The 15559-nt window shown below is 66.0% G+C and carries 11 protein-coding genes and 1 riboswitch; of the genes, 6 read left to right on the top strand and 5 right to left on the bottom strand.

Translation table 11 applies throughout. The features are described from left to right. Positions 1–12: 12 nt before the first annotated feature. The 3 genes from gcvP to gcvT form a co-directional block, all read right to left on the bottom strand. Positions 13–2880, bottom strand: coding sequence for an aminomethyl-transferring glycine dehydrogenase (gene gcvP / locus AC066S_RS21065; protein WP_478270578.1), 2868 nt, complete (start codon positions 2878–2880; stop codon positions 13–15). Between the two features lie 154 nt (positions 2881–3034). Then, a complete protein-coding gene (gene gcvH, locus AC066S_RS21060) occupies positions 3035–3403 on the bottom strand; it encodes a glycine cleavage system protein GcvH (RefSeq protein ID WP_478270510.1) in 369 nt (122 codons plus the stop codon). Between the two features lie 9 nt (positions 3404–3412). Then, positions 3413–4561, bottom strand: a complete 1149-nt coding sequence (gcvT, locus tag AC066S_RS21055; RefSeq protein ID WP_126260840.1) for a glycine cleavage system aminomethyltransferase GcvT — start codon at positions 4559–4561, stop codon at positions 3413–3415. Between the two features lie 145 nt (positions 4562–4706). After that, a riboswitch (glycine riboswitch) is annotated at positions 4707–4797 on the bottom strand. Positions 4798–5030: 233 nt separating this feature from the next. Between gcvT and alaS the strand changes: the two genes are divergently transcribed. Together alaS and AC066S_RS21045 are read left to right on the top strand one after the other, a co-directional pair. Next, positions 5031–7712, top strand: coding sequence for an alanine--tRNA ligase (gene alaS / locus AC066S_RS21050; RefSeq protein ID WP_478270509.1), 2682 nt, complete (start codon positions 5031–5033; stop codon positions 7710–7712). 4 nt (positions 7713–7716) lie between these two features. Continuing rightward, positions 7717–8943 carry a cyclic nucleotide-gated ion channel gene (locus AC066S_RS21045; protein ID WP_135169161.1) on the top strand — a complete coding sequence of 409 codons (1227 nt, stop codon included), beginning with the start codon at positions 7717–7719 and terminating at the stop codon, positions 8941–8943. Positions 8944–9024: 81 nt separating this feature from the next. On the opposite strand, the gene AC066S_RS21040 is transcribed toward AC066S_RS21045, so the two are convergent. After that, the gene (locus AC066S_RS21040) at positions 9025–10236 is read right to left on the bottom strand and encodes an NADP-dependent isocitrate dehydrogenase (RefSeq protein ID WP_126260843.1); all 1212 of its coding nucleotides are present in this window, start codon (positions 10234–10236) and stop codon (positions 9025–9027) included. Positions 10237–10584: 348 nt separating this feature from the next. Here AC066S_RS21040 and AC066S_RS21035 point away from each other — a divergent pair, with 348 nt between their 5' ends. Continuing rightward, positions 10585–11784: a TrmJ/YjtD family RNA methyltransferase gene (locus tag AC066S_RS21035; protein WP_478270508.1), complete on the top strand. Its 1200-nt coding sequence runs from the start codon at positions 10585–10587 to the stop codon at positions 11782–11784. A 194-nt stretch (positions 11785–11978) separates the two neighbouring features. Here AC066S_RS21035 and AC066S_RS21030 read toward each other — a convergent pair whose 3' ends face one another. Next, positions 11979–12632 carry a TetR/AcrR family transcriptional regulator gene (locus AC066S_RS21030; protein WP_478270507.1) on the bottom strand — a complete coding sequence of 218 codons (654 nt, stop codon included), beginning with the start codon at positions 12630–12632 and terminating at the stop codon, positions 11979–11981. A 246-nt stretch (positions 12633–12878) separates the two neighbouring features. Here AC066S_RS21030 and AC066S_RS21025 point away from each other — a divergent pair, with 246 nt between their 5' ends. From AC066S_RS21025 to AC066S_RS21015, 3 genes are read left to right on the top strand one after another with little or no spacing between them, the layout of a single operon-like run. After that, positions 12879–13421, top strand: a complete 543-nt coding sequence (locus AC066S_RS21025; protein ID WP_126260848.1) for an OsmC family protein — start codon at positions 12879–12881, stop codon at positions 13419–13421. Between the two features lie 35 nt (positions 13422–13456). Next, positions 13457–14611, top strand: coding sequence for an acyl-CoA dehydrogenase family protein (locus AC066S_RS21020; RefSeq protein WP_478270506.1), 1155 nt, complete (start codon positions 13457–13459; stop codon positions 14609–14611). 52 nt (positions 14612–14663) lie between these two features. Next, complete coding sequence (locus AC066S_RS21015) at positions 14664–15542, top strand: sulfurtransferase (RefSeq protein ID WP_478270505.1); 879 nt, start codon at positions 14664–14666, stop codon at positions 15540–15542. Positions 15543–15559: the final 17 nt, after the last annotated feature.

Genomic DNA, 15559 nt, shown 5'->3' with positions numbered 1-15559 from the left:
ACCCTACGAAGCTCACTCCGCAGCTTGCGCGTAGTCGCTCACCGGCGGGCAGGAGCACACCAGGTTGCGGTCGCCGTAGACGTTGTCGACGCGGCCCACCGGGCTCCAGTATTTGTCGGTGCGCGAGACGCCCTGGGGGAAGCAGCCTTCAGCGCGGGTGTAGGCGCGCTTCCAATCGTCATCCGCGATGTCGTGCACGGTGTGCGGGGCGTGACGCAAGGGCGAGGCTTCGATCTTGAAGCGGCCGGCCTCGACCTCGGCGATCTCCTTGCGGATCGCGATCATGGCATCGCAGAAGCGGTCCAGCTCGGCCTTCGATTCCGACTCGGTCGGCTCGATCATCAGCGTGCCCGGCACCGGGAAGCTCATGGTCGGGGCGTGGAAGCCGTAATCGATCAGGCGCTTTGCGATGTCGTCCACGGTGACGCCGGACGTCACCTTCAGCGGACGGGGATCGACGATGCACTCATGGGCGACACGGCCCTTGGCGTTCTTGTAGAGCACCGGGAAGTGCGGATCGAGGCGCGCTGCGATGTAGTTGGCGTTGAGGATCGCGATCTCGGTCGCGCGCTTCAGGCCTTCGCCGCCCATCATCAGGATGTAGATGTAGGAGATGGTCAGGATCGATGCCGAGCCGAACGGCGCGGCCGAGACCGGCCCGACAGGCGCTTCAGCATTCGTCGCGGGATGGCCGGGCAGGAACGGCGCAAGATGGGCCTTCACGCCGATCGGGCCCATGCCGGGGCCGCCGCCGCCATGCGGGATGCAAAAGGTCTTGTGCAGGTTGAGATGGCTGACATCGGCGCCGTAATCGCCGGGTCTGGAAAGGCCGACCTGCGCGTTGAGGTTGGCACCGTCGAGATAGACCTGGCCGCCATGGCCGTGCACGATGTCGCAGATCTCGCGGATATGCTCCTCGAACACGCCATGGGTCGAGGGATAGGTGATCATGACCGCGGCGAGATCCTTGGAATGCTTCTCGGCCTTGGCGCGCAAGTCATTGACATCGACGTCGCCGTTCTTCTCGCAAGACACAACCACCACGTCCATGCCGACCATCGCGGCCGAAGCCGGGTTGGTGCCGTGGGCGGAGGAGGGGATCAGGCAGATCTTGCGGTGCGTCTCTCCGCGCGCGGCATGGTAACCGCGGATTGCCAAAAGCCCGGCATATTCGCCTTGCGCGCCCGAGTTCGGCTGCAGCGAGATCGCGTCATAGCCGGTGATGTCGCACAGCCACTTCTCCAGCCGCGCGAACAGCGCGTGATAGCCGCTCGCCTGCTCGCGCGGCACGAACGGGTGCAGCGTCGCAAATTCCGGCCAGGTCAGCGGCATCATCTCGGTGGTCGCGTTCAGCTTCATGGTGCAGGAGCCGAGCGGGATCATCGCGCGGTCGAGCGCGAGGTCGCGATCGCTGAGCTTGCGCATGTAGCGCAGCATCTCGGTCTCGGAGCGATGCGCGTGGAACACCGGATGGGTGAGGAACGCGGTGGTGCGCTTCAGCGTCTCCGGCAGCGCCTCGCGCGTGGTCGCGTCGATCTCGGCATAGGCAAGCGTTCCGCCGAAGGCGCGCCAGACCGCTTCGACCGTCGCCGGCGTGGTGGTCTCGTCGAGCGCAATGCGCAAGGCAGTTTCACCGACGCCGAGATTGATCTTCTCGGCGGCCGCGCGCGCGATGATCTCGGCGCGCCTGGCGCCGGCATCGACGCTCAGCGTGTCGAAGAAGGCCTCCGACTGCGGCGCAAAGCCGAGCTTGCGCAGACCGCTCGCCAGCACGGCGGCACGGCGGTGCACGTTGCGCGCGATCTGCGAGAGGCCCTCGGGGCCGTGATAGACCGCGTACATCGAGGCGATCACGGCGAGCAGTACCTGGGCGGTACAGATGTTGGAGGTCGCCTTCTCGCGGCGGATGTGCTGCTCGCGGGTCTGCAGCGCGAGGCGATAGGCCGGTGCCCCACGCGAATCCACGGAGAGGCCGACGATGCGGCCGGGCAGCGAGCGCTTCAGTGCATCGCGCACCGCCATATAGGCCGCGTGCGGTCCGCCATAGCCCATCGGCACGCCAAAGCGCTGCGCCGAGCCGATCGCGATATCGGCCCCGAGCTCACCGGGCGAGGCGATCAGCGTCAGTGCCAAGAGATCGGCGGCGAGAATCGCGAGCGCGCCCTTGGCCTTCAGCGCCGATATCGCAGGCCTGAGGTCGCGCAATGCGCCCGATGAGCCCGGATATTGCAGCAGCGCGCCGAGCACGTCCGCCTTGTCGAGATCGGTGAGGGGGTCGCCGACGATCAGGCTCCAGCCGAGCGGCTCGGCACGGGTGCGCATCACCGCGAGCGTCTGCGGGTGCACGTCCTTGTCGACGAAGAACGCCTTTGCCTTGACCTGCGAGTGCCGCTCCGCCAGCGCCATGGCTTCGGCCGCCGCGGTGGCTTCATCGAGCAGCGAGGCGTTGGCGACATCGAGCCCGGTGAGGTCGCAGATCATGGTCTGGAAGTTGAGCAGCGCCTCGAGCCGGCCCTGGCTGATCTCGGGCTGGTAGGGTGTGTAGGCGGTGTACCAGGCCGGATTCTCCAGAATGTTGCGCTGGATCACCGCGGGCAGGATCGTGCCGGAATAGCCCTGGCCGATCAGCGAGGTGAAGACCTGGTTCTGTCGCGCCAGCTCGGCCATATGCGCGATCGCCTCGGTCTCGCTGAGCGGCTTGCCGAGATCGAGCGGGGCGGCCTGCCGGATCGAAGCGGGCAGCGTTTCCGCCATCAGGGCGTCGACGCTCTTGGCGCTGACGGTTTCGAGCATGGCGGTGACATCGCGCGCCGAGGGGCCGATATGGCGGCGAACGAAACTGGCGGCGGTGTCGCCGTTGGTCTTGCGGTGCGCGGTCATCATGGGTCCTCGCTAGGAGTTGCTGTCATGCCCCGCGAAGGCGGGGCACCCAGTAAACGCAGGCGTTCGTGATAGAGCCGATGGGCCGCGACGTACTGGATCGCCCGCCTGCGCGGGCGATGACACCGAGTATGGGGCGGCCGTTCTCTTCATCTTAAGCCGTATGCGCCTTGTAGGCGGCTTCATCCATGAGGCTGCCGAGCTCGCTCTTGTCGGCAATCTTGATCTTGAAGAACCAGGCCGCGCCCTGCGCATCCGAGTTCACCAGCGCCGGCTCGGCGGCAAGCGCCTCGTTGGCCTCGAGCACTTCGCCTGTAACAGGCGCATAGACGTCGGAGGCTGCCTTCACCGATTCCACCACGGCAGCGGCTTCGGCCTTCTTCAAGCTCCGGCCGATCTTGGGCAGCTCGACGAACACGACGTCGCCGAGCTGCTGCTGGGCGTAGTCGGTGATGCCGACGGTGGCGACATCGCCGTCGATCGCCAGCCATTCGTGGTCGGAGGTGTACAGCGTCGTGGTCATTTCGAGTCCTCAGCGTTTGTAGGTGTTTTTGACGAAGGGCATGGCGGCGACGGCGAGCGGCAGTCGCTGGCCGCGCACCTCGGCGAACAGCTTGGTGCCGAGCGCGCTCAGATTGGTGGGCACGTAGCCCATCGCCACCGGCGCATTCAGGCTCGGGCCGAAGCCGCCCGATGTGACTTGTCCGATCGGCTCGCGCGCATCGGCGTCGGCAAACAGCAGCGCGCCCTCGCGCACCGGCGCACGGCCCTCGGCACGCAGGCCGACGCGGCGGCGGGTCGCGCCGTTGTCGAAATGCGCCAGGATTTTCTCCGCGCCGGGAAAGCCGCCGGCGCGCGCGCCGCCGCTGCGGCGGCTCTTCTGCACCGACCATTCCAGGGCGGCCTCGACCGGCGTGGTGGCGGTGTCGATGTCGTGGCCGTAGAGGCAGAGGCCGGCTTCCAGCCGCAGGCTGTCGCGGGCCCCGAGGCCGATCGGCAGCACGTCGGGATTGTCCAGCAGCATCTTGGCGAGGCGTTCGACATCGCTGGCGGGAGCCGAGATCTCGAACCCGTCCTCGCCGGTATAGCCGGAGCGCGAGACGAAGCACTTGATGCCGGCGACCTCATGCGGACCGGCGTCCATGAATTTCATGGACGGCGCCGCTGCACATAATGTCGCCAGCGCCGTTTCGGCCTTCGGGCCCTGCAGCGCGATCAGCGCGCGGTCGGCGAGGGGGTCGATGACGCAGTCGCCCGAGAGATTCGCCCGCAGATGCGCCTCGTCCGCGTCCTTGCAGGCGGCATTGACGACCAGGAACAGGTGATCGCCGAAATTGGCGACCATGAGATCGTCGAGGATACCGCCGTCTTCATTGGTGAACTGGGCGTAGCGCTGCCGGTTGGGCGCGATCGCCACGATGTCCTGCGGCACCAGCCGTTCCAGCGCGCGGGCGGCGTCCTCGACCTTGCCCGATTTCGGGCGCAGCGCGATCTGACCCATATGGGAGACATCGAACAGGCCGGCGGAGGCTCGGGTATGGAGGTGCTCCTTCAGCACGCCCGCAGGGTACTGTACGGGCATGTCATAGCCAGCGAACGGCACCATCTTGCCGCCGAGGGACACATGCAGGGCGTGGAGGGGCGTATGTCGGAGAGATTTCTGGTCGTCGGGTACTGGCATCACAGGGGCCCTCGGCGGTTCCCCGGGGACGATTCCCCGAGACAAACCAGTCGAAGCCCCATCTGTCGCTGTGCCTGAGAGTATTATCCCGTCGGCGGGCGCAGTCCGGGCCTAGACCCGTCGGCGCCTCTTTCCAGATGCTGTCAAAGCCACGCGGTCCTTTTGCCTGAGAGTTTCCGGGGCGGTTGCTCCTTCGGCGCCGGCTGCCTAAAGCCGGTCTCTCCCGACGTGGCCGTCGATACAGATGGGTACAGACCACAGGGCGGCCAAGCCTGTCAACGCGTCCGCATGTCCTATCAACGGGATTGCAACGGGAATTGAGCGGATGCGGCAACCCTCTGATCTGCTTGCACAGTTTCTGGACAGGAAAGCTGGCCTTGTCTAAAAGCGCTTTGGCCCGCAGATATCAGCCTTAACGTTACGGTTTGGATGGCGAGAAGCGGGTCCAAGCACACCCGATTGGATGAACATGAGCGGCGTCAACGAGATCAGGTCGACCTTTCTGAACTTCTTTGCCGAGAACGGCCACGAGATCGTGGCCTCCTCGCCACTCGTGCCGCGCAACGATCCGACGTTGATGTTCACCAATGCCGGCATGGTGCAGTTCAAGAACGTCTTCACCGGCGTCGAGAAGCGGCCTTACCAGCGCGCCACGACCTCGCAGAAATGCGTGCGCGCCGGCGGCAAGCACAACGACCTCGACAATGTCGGCTACACCGCGCGCCATCTCACCTTCTTCGAGATGCTCGGCAACTTCTCGTTCGGCGACTACTTCAAGGAGCGGGCGATCGAGCTCGCCTGGAAGCTGATCACCAAGGAGTTCGGGCTCAAGAAGGACAAGCTGCTCGTCACCGTCTACCACACCGACGACGAGGCGGCGGGCCTGTGGAAGAAGATCGCCGGTTTCTCCGACGACCGCATCATCCGCATTCCGACCTCGGACAATTTCTGGGCGATGGGCGACACCGGCCCGTGCGGCCCGTGCTCGGAGATCTTCATCGACCGCGGCGAGCACATCTGGGGCGGGCCTCCCGGTTCTCCGGAGGAAGACGGCGACCGCTTCCTCGAATTCTGGAACCTCGTGTTCATGCAATACGAGCAGGTGACGAAGGAGGAGCGGGTCGGCTTGCCGCGTCCCTCGATCGACACCGGCATGGGCCTGGAGCGCATGGCCTGCATTCTGCAGGGCGTCGAGAGCGTGTTCGAGACCGACCTGTTCCGCCATCTGGTCGACGCGACCTCGTCCGCGCTCGGCAGCGGGCCGACCGAGCAGAATGTCGCCTCGTTCCGCGTCATCGCCGACCATCTGCGCTCCTCGGCCTTCCTGGTCGCGGACGGCGTGCTGCCCTCGAACGAGGGCCGCGGCTACGTGCTGCGCCGGATCATGCGCCGTGCGATGCGCCATGCGCAGCTGCTGGGTGCGAAAGAGCCGCTGATGCATCGGCTGGTCTGGGCGCTGGTGCGTGAGATGGGCCAGGCCTATCCCGACCTGATGCGCGCGGAGAATCTGATCGAGGAAACGCTGCGGCTGGAAGAAACCCGCTTCCGCAAGACGCTTTCGCGCGGCCTCGCCATTCTGGATGAGAAGAGCGCGAGCCTGAAGAAGGGCGACATGTTCGACGGCGATGTCGCCTTCACGCTCTACGACACCTACGGCTTCCCGCTCGACCTGACGCAGGACGCGCTGAAGTCGCGCGGCATCGGCGTCGACCAGGCCGCGTTCACCGATGCGATGGAGCGCCAGAAGGCCAAGGCGCGCGAGTCCTGGAAGGGCTCGGGCGAGGCGGCTTCCGAGGCGATCTGGTTCCCGCTGCGCGAGAAGCTCGGGGCCACCGAATTCCTGGGTTACGAGACCGAGAGCGCCGAGGGCGTGGTGTCGGCGCTGGTCAAGGACGGCGCCGAGGTCACCAGCCTGAAGGCCGGCGAGACCGGCGCGATCGTGCTGAACCAGACGCCGTTCTACGCGGAGTCAGGCGGCCAGGTCGGCGACACCGGCGTGCTGACGGGCGAGGGCGGCATCAAGTTCCGCGTCACCGACACGCAGAAGAAGCTCGGCGATTTCTTCGTCCATATCGGCAAGGTCGAGCAGGGCGAAGTGAAGCTCGGCACCGCGCTGCAGCTCGAGGTCGATCATTCCCGCCGCTCCTCGATCCGCGCGCATCACTCGGCGACGCATCTCATTCACGAGGCGTTGCGCCAGGTGCTCGGCGACCACATCGCCCAGCGCGGCTCGATGGTTGCGCCGGACCGCCTGCGCTTCGACTTCGTGCATCCGAAGCCGATCACGGCGGAGGAGCTCGCCCGTGTCGAGGACATCGCCAACGAGGTGGTGCTGGAGAACGACGAGGTCACCACGCGCGTGATGGGCGTCGACGAGGCCCGCGAGGCGGGGGCCCGCGCCCTGTTCGGCGAGAAATACGGCGACGAGGTCCGCGTCGTCTCGATGGGCAGGACGGCGCGCGAGCGCGGCGCCAACGCGCTCGGCTGGTCGGTCGAGCTCTGCGGCGGCACCCATGTCAAGCGCACCGGCGACATCGGCCTGATCACGCTGACGAGCGAGAGCGCGGTGGCGTCCGGCGTGCGCCGCATCGAGGCGCTGACCGGCAATTATGCGCGCAGGCATGCCAACGACACCATGGCGCTGGCGAAGAGCGCGGCGAACGAGCTGCGCACCTCCCTCGACGACGTGCCGGCGCGCATCGCCGCGCTGATGGAGGAGCGCAAGAAGCTCGAGCGCGAGCTGTCGGATGCGCGCAAGAAGCTGGCGATGGGCGGCGGTGCATCCATCGGCAGCAATGGCGCGGCTTCGGGCGTGCGCGAGGTCGGCGACGTCAAGCTGATGGCCCGCGCGGTCGAGGGCATCGAGATGAAGGATCTCAAGAGCCTTGCCGACGACGGCAAGAAGCAGATCGGCTCCGGCGTCGTCGCGATCGTCGGCGTCACCGAGGACGGCAAGGCCGGTGTGGTGGTCGGCGTCACGCCCGACCTCACCGCGCGCTTCAACGCCGTCAACCTGGTGCGCGTCGCCTCCGAGGCACTCGGCGGCAAGGGCGGCGGCGGCCGGCCCGACATGGCGCAGGCCGGCGGCCCCGACGGGGCGAGGGCGACCGAGGCGCTGGCGGCCATCGAAAAAGCGATGGCAGGCGCGTGAAGCCATGAGCCCCGTTCCGCGAGGACGTGGGCTTGGCGATCCCAACATGAGGGATCGCCTCTACGAATTGCTGGAGCACGACCCGCTGGCCTATTCGGCCGGGTCGCGCTTCATCCAGATCATCATCGGCGTCATCGTGCTCAATGTGATCGCGATGGTCCTCGCCTCGGTGCCGGAGCTGGACGCGCGGTTCGGCACGCTGTTCGAAGCCATCACCATCCTGTCCGTGATCGTGTTCGCGCTGGAATATGTCGCGCGGATGTGGACCGTGGCCGGCCATACCCAGCGCAAGGGGTCCGCGCTGTCCGACCGGCTTGGCTATGCCTTCTCGGCGCTCGGCATCATCGACCTCATGGCGTTCCTGCCCGCGGCCATCGCTCTGGCCACCGGCCGGCACGCGACGCTGGCGGCGCTCGGCGTGCTGCCGTTTTTCAAGCTGGTCCGCTATTCGCCGGCGATGCGCTCGCTGCTCGCCGCCGTGCATGCCGAGCGGCGGGCGCTGATCGGCTGCATCGTGATCCTGATCGGCGCGGTCTTGACCTTCGCCTCGCTGCTCTACGCCATCGAGCGCGACGTGCAGCCGGACAAGCTCGGCACCATCCCGCAGGCGATGTGGTGGGCGATCGTGACGCTCGGCACCGTCGGCTATGGCGACGTCGTGCCGGTGACGCCGCTCGGCAAGTTCGTCTCCACCTTCGCCATCATCAGCGGCTTCGCCATGATCGCGCTGCCGGTCGCGATCATCTCCACCGCCTTCGCCGAGGAGGTGAAGCGGCGCGACTTCGTCGTCACCTGGGGCATGCTGGCGCGGGTGCCGCTGTTCTCGCATCTGTCGGCCGCGGAGATCGCCGACATCATGCGGCTGCTCCGCGCGCGCACCGTCGAGCAGGGCGAGGTCCTGGTGCGGCGGGGCGACGCGGCGTCGTCGATGTATTTCATCACCGCCGGCGAGGTCGAGATCGCGCTGCCGAGCCAGCATGTGCGGCTCAGCGACGGCACTTTCTTCGGCGAGATCGCGCTATTGCACAAGACCAAGCGCAGCGGCACGGTGACGGCGACGCGCAAGACGCGCCTGCTGGTGCTCGACGCCCAGGATTTCCACGCGCTGATCGCGCGCATGCCGACGCTCGCCGACCACGTCCACACCACCGCCAAGGCCAGGCTCGCCGACACCGGCGATCTCGCGCTGGCGGAGCTGGCGCAGGCGGAGCAGGAAGACACGGACCGCTGAGTGGCCTGAACAGCAAACGGGCCGCGCTTTGAGGCGCGGCCCGTGGTGATTCCGGCCCGGACGGGCGGAGTTGCTGGCGGCTTACGCCAGCTCTTTCGTCAGGTTCTCGGCGACCTTGTCGAGGAAGCCGGTGGTCGAGAGCCAGCGCTGGTCGGCGCCGACCAGGAGCGCGAGGTCCTTGGTCATGTAGCCGGCCTCGACGGTGTCGACGCAGACCTTCTCCAGCGTGTTGGCGAACTTGGCGAGTTCGGCATTGTTGTCGAGCTTGGCGCGGTGGGCGAGGCCGCGCGTCCAGGCGAAGATCGAGGCGATGGAGTTGGTCGAGGTCTCCTTGCCCTTCTGGTGCTCGCGGTAGTGCCGGGTCACCGTGCCGTGGGCAGCTTCGGCCTCAACGGTCTTGCCGTCGGGGGTGAGCAGCACCGAGGTCATCAGACCGAGCGAGCCGTAGCCCTGCGCGACCGTGTCGGACTGCACGTCGCCGTCGTAGTTCTTGCAGGCCCAGACATAGCCGCCGGACCATTTCAGCGCCGAGGCCACCATGTCGTCGATCAGGCGGTGCTCGTAGGTCAGGCCCTTCGCCTCGAATTCCTTCTTGAACTCGCGGTCGTAGATGTCCTGGAAGATGTCCTTGAAGCGGCCGTCATAGACCTTCAGAATCGTGTTCTTGGTCGAGAGATAGACCGGGTAGTTGCGCAGCAGGCCGTAGTTCAGCGAGGCGCGGGCGAAGTCGATGATGGAATCGTCGAGATTGTACATCTCCATGGCGACGCCGGCGCCGGGCGCCTTGAACACTTCCTTCTCGATCACGGTGCCGTCCTCGCCGACGAACTTCATCGACAGCGTGCCCTTGCCCGGGAACTTGAAGTCGGTGGCGCGGTACTGGTCGCCATAGGCGTGGCGGCCGATGATGATCGGCTTGGTCCAGCCGGGAACCAGGCGCGGCACGTTCTTGCAGATGATCGGCTCGCGGAAGATCACGCCGCCGAGGATGTTGCGGATGGTGCCGTTCGGCGACTTCCACATCTGCTTGAGGTTGAACTCCTTCACCCGGGCTTCATCGGGGGTGATGGTGGCGCACTTGACGCCGACGCCGACCTTCTTGATGGCCTCGGCCGCGTCGATCGTGACTTGATCGTTGGTGTGGTCGCGGTGCTCCATGCCCAGGTCGAAATAGAGCAGTTCGACATCCAGGAACGGGTTGATCAGCTTGTCCTTGATGTACTGCCAGATGATCCGGGTCATCTCGTCGCCATCGAGCTCGACGACGGGATTGGATACCTTGATTTTTGCCATGATCGGGGAAGCCCTCTTGGGAACGGCGCCGTCGGCGCCAACGTGAATATCCGCCGCCTCTTAGCACCGGACCGCGACGGGCGAAAGCCAAGGGATTATGCACTTTTAGCCGATCCGGCCCCCACAGATGGGGAGCGCGCCGGGCCGCGCCGGACGGGCAGGGGTGAGGTTTCAGGCGAGATTCAAAAGTCGAATCCAACCCGTTATTTCCCTTGAGAATTTTGTCAGGACAGGCAAACGACAGGCGGACAACCCGGCCGGCCCGACGCGAGCCTGAAAGGCCGGCTTGAATCAATTCCTGAGAGCGCCTTGCCAAGGCCTTGAGACCAAGAGTGAAAGCGAAGCGAGATGTCGGGGACTGACAAGAGCAAGGCGGGACTTTCCCTCGACGGTCCCATCGTGATCCTGGTCGAGCCGCAGCTCGGCGAAAACATCGGCATGGCCGCGCGCGCCATGGGCAATTTTGCCCTGAGCCGCCTGCGCATCGTCAACCCCAGGGACGGCTGGCCCAATATCGCCGCCCAGCGCGCCGCCGCCGGCGCGGACCACATTCTGGAGAAGGTCGAATTGTTCGGCACGGTGGAAGAGGCGGTCGCCGACCTCGATCTGCTGTTCGCCACCACCGCGCGCCCCCACGACCAGGCCAAGCCCGTGGTCGGGCCGGAAGCGGCAGCCGCCGAAATATCCGGGCACATCGCCACGGGAGGCAAGGCCGGTATCCTGTTCGGCCGCGAGCGCTGGGGGCTGACCAACGAGGAGGTCGGACTCTCCAACCGTATCATCACCTTCCCGGTCAATCCGGGCTTTGCCTCGCTCAACCTCGCCCAGGCCGTGCTGCTGGTCGGCTATGAATGGTTCAAGCGGATAACGTCGGGCGAGCTGCCGCACGCCATGCCGGAGCGCTCCGAGCGCGCCTCGCAGCACCAGATGCAGGCCTTCTTCGACAACCTCGTGCGCGAACTCGACAAGGTGGAGTTTTTGCGTCCGGCCGAGAAGCGCGACACCATGCTGGTGAACCTGCGCAACATCTTCGCCCGGATGGAGCCGACCAAGCAGGACATGCACACCCTGCATGGGGTGGTGATGGCGATCGCGGAGGGGCGCAAGGGCCCGGCCAAGGGCGGCGTGCTCGACGGCGCGCAGGCGACGCGACTGCGCGCGCTTCTCGCCGAGCACGGGCAGGGCGGCGGCGTCTCCGACAGCGCCTCGACCGTGCGCGGCCTTGCCCGCCTGCTCCGGCGCAATCCGACCGACGCCGAACGCCTGCTCTGGCAGGCGCTGACCCGCGACCGCCGCTTCGCAGGCGGGTTCAAGCGCCAGACCCCGGTCGGCCGCCACATCCCGGACTTCGTCTCCTTCCCGCACCGGATCGCGATCGAGCTGGTCAACCCGGGCGAGGGCGAGGCGATCGCGGCCGACCGAGCGGGACGGCGGACGTGGCTGGAGGCACGGGACTATCGCGTGCTGGAGATCAGGGCGGCCGATGTGGAGCGGGATCTCGAGGCGGAGCTGGTGCGGCTTGCGGGGATGATGGCGGAGAGCGCGTAGGTTTCGTCGCGCGAAGGTTTCGGTGGGTGGGCAAAGCGGAGCGTGCCCACGATCTCTATCCGTCACGGAGGAATGGTGGGCACGGCGCTATGCGCCTTTGCCCATCCTACAAAATCTTGGTAGCCCGTGAGCGAGTGGAGCCCAATCGGACTCCTGTATCCCGCTGCGCTTCATGCGGGCTACATGGGGGGCGATCACACCGCCTCCAGCTGATCCGCCGCGCGCTTCTTCTTCGCCTTGGACTGGCCAAGCAGCGGGCCTGCCGTGAGCGCCGCCGTGTCGGCCACGCCCGGATCGCGCGAGATCATCGCCGCGACGATCGCGCCATCGATCAGGAGGCCGAGCTGATGGGCGAGCACGGCGGGCTCGCTCGAGCCGAGCTCGCCGGCGAGCTTCTCGATGTGGCCGAGCACGATCTTCTTGTGCTTCAGCGCGATGTTGCGGAACTGCTTGGCGTCCTTGTCGTGCTCGCCGACCGCGTTGATGAAGGGGCAGCCGTAGAAGCGCTCCTCCGCGAACCAGCTCTTCAGCGCCGGGAAGATGCGCGTGAGCTTGGCCTGCGCGTCGCCGCCGCCTTCTTCCATGGCGGCGATGAACCATTCGCGCCACTGCTTGCCTTCGCTCTCCAGCACCGCGTTGACGAGATTGGTCTTGGAGCCGAACAATTTGTAGAGCGTGGTCTTCGCGGTGCCGGCTTCTTCGATGATCGCATCGATGCCGGTGGCGTTGATGCCGTTCTTGCAGAACAGATGCGTCGCGGCACTGAGCAGGCGCCCACGCGCGGATTCGTCGTCGCCTGCGCCGGCGTGGGGCGAGTTCGCGTTCTTCTTCGATGACGTCTTTGCCATGGGCTGCAACTTAATCGCAGCTGCATCGCATCAGCAAGCCGCATCTGTTCAGCGCTGAAAAGATTCGCATCCGCTCAGTCATCTGCTCCGGCTTTGAGCAGGAGGGGGCTGATCAATCCGCAGGCAGTCGTCGCTAAGCGGCTCCAATGCTTCGCATTTCGTTTTCGGCCGCCTTTGGCACGGCCTATGCAAGGAAACAGACCGTTCGGTATCCTGCCGATTTCCACTTCTGCCAGGGAGAAGATGATGACTGCCGTCGTTCAAAAGACAGTGCTGACGGGGTGCCTTGCGCCCATCGACAAGAATGGCCTCGAGCAACTGATTGCGAGCGGCAAGGCCAACCCGAAGGTCGTCAAGACCTTGAAATGCAAGACGGTCGCCGAAGGAAAATTCCGCCACGCCAACTACATCCGCAACCTGCCGCCCTACATCGTCGACGAGCCGCCGGGCCTGCTCGGCGACGACACCGCGCCCAATCCATCGGAAGCCTCGCTTGCCGCGCTCGGCTCCTGCCTTGCCGTCGGCCTGCACGCCAACGCCGTGCACCGCGGCTGGATCGTAAACAAGCTCGAGCTCGAACTCGAAGGCGACCTCAACATCACCGCGGTCTGGGGCACCGGCGACACCTCGGACAAGCCGGTCGGCTTCACCGACGTGCGCGTCAAGGTCGACATGGAATGCGAGGGCATCGCGCAGGACGAGATCAACGCCCTGGTCGCCCATGTGAAGAAATGGTCGCCGGTCGCCAACACCTTCACCCGGCCGGTCAATCTCGAGGTCGGCATCTAGCAGGCGGCAATCAGGACAAGGTGCGGGAGACGATCATGGGTTCACTGGCTTTATCGCGGGTCGACGTTCTGGATCAGCCCGCACCGTCCATTGCAGGCGAGGTGGCGCGGATCGCGCGGGAGCAGCTCGCCCCGCTCGCCGCCGGCATCGACGACGGTTCGGTCTATCCGGTCGAGGTGCTGCGGAAGTTCGGCGAGGTCGGCGCCTGGGGCAGTCACGTGCCCCACGAAGGTCCTGCCGATCTGCGCTGCGCCATCCAGGCGATGGCGGCGATCGGCGAGGTCTGCGGGGCGACCGCCTTCATGGCCTGGTGCCAGAACACGCTGGTCTGGTACGCCGCCAACTCGACCAATATGAAATTGGCGAAACGCTTCGGCGATGCCTTCTCGACCGGCCGCGTCCTCGGCGGCACCGGGCTCTCCAACCCGATGAAAAGCTTCTTCGGCATCGAGAAGCTCAAGCTGAAGGGGCGCAAGGTCGAGGGCGGCTATATCGTGCGCGGTGCGCTGCCCTGGGTCTCCAATCTCGGCCCGGACCATTATTTCGGCACCATCTTCGAGCGTGAGGACGATCAGGGCACCGCAAACGGCGAGCCCGGCATCGCAAGCGGCGAGCCCGGCACCGTGATGTTCCTGGCCGACTGCTCGGATCCTGCGATCACGCTGACGCCGTGCAAGCCGTTCCTCGCCATGGATGGCACCGGCACCTATGGCGTTCAGTTCCGCGACGTCTTCGTGCCGGACGAGCTGATTCTCGCCGATCCCGCCGGGCCCTTCGTCAAGAAGATCCGCGCCGGCTTCATCCTGCTGCAGGCCGGCATGGCGCTCGGCCTCATCAAGGACTGCATCAACATCATGGGCGAGGTTGATGGTCCCCTCGGCCATATCAACCGTTTTCTGCCGCAGCAGCCGGTGCATTTCGGCGATCTCGCCGCCGAGATCGAGGCCGAGACCATGGCGCTGGCTCGCGATCCTTACAACGAGGAGGAGACCTACTGGCGCAAGGTGATCGCGCTGCGCTTGCGCGCCGGCGAAGCCAGCGTCGCGGCGGCGCATGCGGCGATGCTGCATTGTGGCGCGCGCGGCTATTTGAAGAGCCACCGCGCGCAGCGGCGCCTGCGCGAGGCCTATTTCGTCGCGATCGTCACGCCGGCCACCAAGCAGCTGCGCAAGATGCTCGCTGATTCCTGAGCTTCACGAGTCCACCCCAGAAGACCACTTAACCTCAACGGAGAGGCTGCCAATGACGGACGTTCTGATCTCTGCCAGCGAACTTGCCGATCTCTTGAAGACGGAGCCGTGTGTCGTGATCGACACCCGCAATCCCGACGCCTATGCCGCCGGGCACCTGCCGGGTGCCGTGAACGTGCATGAGATTTTCACCTTTCTTGCGACCTCGACGCCCGAGGGCATCAGCGAGCTGAAGACCAAGTTCGCCGACGCCTTCGGTGCCGCCGGCCTCTCCGGCAAGGAGACGGCCGTGGTCTACGAGCAGTCGATGAATTCCGGCTTCGGCCAGTCCTGCCGCGGCTATTATCTGCTCACCATGCTCGGCTATCCCAAGGTGAAGGTGCTGCACGGCGGCTTCGACGCGTGGGCCGCCGCGGGTCTACCGGTGACGAAGGATGTGCCGGCGCCGGCGAAGGCCTCGTTCGCGATCGTGCCGGAGGCCGGCGAGATCCTGATCGACGCCAAGACCATGCTCGCCGCAGTCGGCAAGCCCGGCATCGCCATCCTCGACGTGCGCGACGTCGACGAATGGATCGGCGACAGCTCGTCTCCGTACGGCAAGGATTTCTGCCCGCGCAAAGGCCGCATCCCCGGTGCGGTGTGGCTGGAATGGTACCGCATGATGAAGCCGACTGCCGAAGGCCCGCGCTTCAAGTCCAAGGACGAGATCCTGGCGGAATGTGCCACCGTCGGCATCACGCCGGCGACACCGGTCTATCTCTACTGCTTCAAGGGGGCGCGTGCCTCGAACACGTTCCTGGCGCTGAAGAACGCGGGCGTGAAGGACGTACGGATGTATTTCGGCTCCTGGAACGAATGGTCACGCGATCCGTCGCTGCCGATCGAGCAGGGCTTGCCGATTGCATCCGGCGTCACGACCAAGGCGGCCTGAGCGCGCGCCTCGTCCTT

The organism is Bradyrhizobium sp. CFUWI, from assembly GCF_056429085.1.
The sequence above is the reverse complement of the archived record's forward strand: the minus strand, read 5'-3'. Positions and strand labels throughout refer to the sequence as shown.

What these genes read in the sequence shown, in the direction of transcription:
- gcvP (WP_478270578.1), bottom strand. Translation starts at nt 2,880, where the DNA reads ATGACCGCGCACCGCAAGACCAACGGCGACACCGCCGCCAGTTTCGTT.
- gcvH (WP_478270510.1), bottom strand. Translation starts at nt 3,403, where the DNA reads ATGACCACGACGCTGTACACCTCCGACCACGAATGGCTGGCGATCGAC.
- gcvT (WP_126260840.1), bottom strand. Translation starts at nt 4,561, where the DNA reads ATGCCAGTACCCGACGACCAGAAATCTCTCCGACATACGCCCCTCCAC.
- alaS (WP_478270509.1), top strand. Translation starts at nt 5,031, where the DNA reads ATGAGCGGCGTCAACGAGATCAGGTCGACCTTTCTGAACTTCTTTGCC.
- AC066S_RS21045 (WP_135169161.1), top strand. Translation starts at nt 7,717, where the DNA reads ATGAGCCCCGTTCCGCGAGGACGTGGGCTTGGCGATCCCAACATGAGG.
- AC066S_RS21040 (WP_126260843.1), bottom strand. Translation starts at nt 10,236, where the DNA reads ATGGCAAAAATCAAGGTATCCAATCCCGTCGTCGAGCTCGATGGCGAC.
- AC066S_RS21035 (WP_478270508.1), top strand. Translation starts at nt 10,585, where the DNA reads ATGTCGGGGACTGACAAGAGCAAGGCGGGACTTTCCCTCGACGGTCCC.
- AC066S_RS21030 (WP_478270507.1), bottom strand. Translation starts at nt 12,632, where the DNA reads ATGGCAAAGACGTCATCGAAGAAGAACGCGAACTCGCCCCACGCCGGC.
- AC066S_RS21025 (WP_126260848.1), top strand. Translation starts at nt 12,879, where the DNA reads ATGACTGCCGTCGTTCAAAAGACAGTGCTGACGGGGTGCCTTGCGCCC.
- AC066S_RS21020 (WP_478270506.1), top strand. Translation starts at nt 13,457, where the DNA reads ATGGGTTCACTGGCTTTATCGCGGGTCGACGTTCTGGATCAGCCCGCA.
- AC066S_RS21015 (WP_478270505.1), top strand. Translation starts at nt 14,664, where the DNA reads ATGACGGACGTTCTGATCTCTGCCAGCGAACTTGCCGATCTCTTGAAG.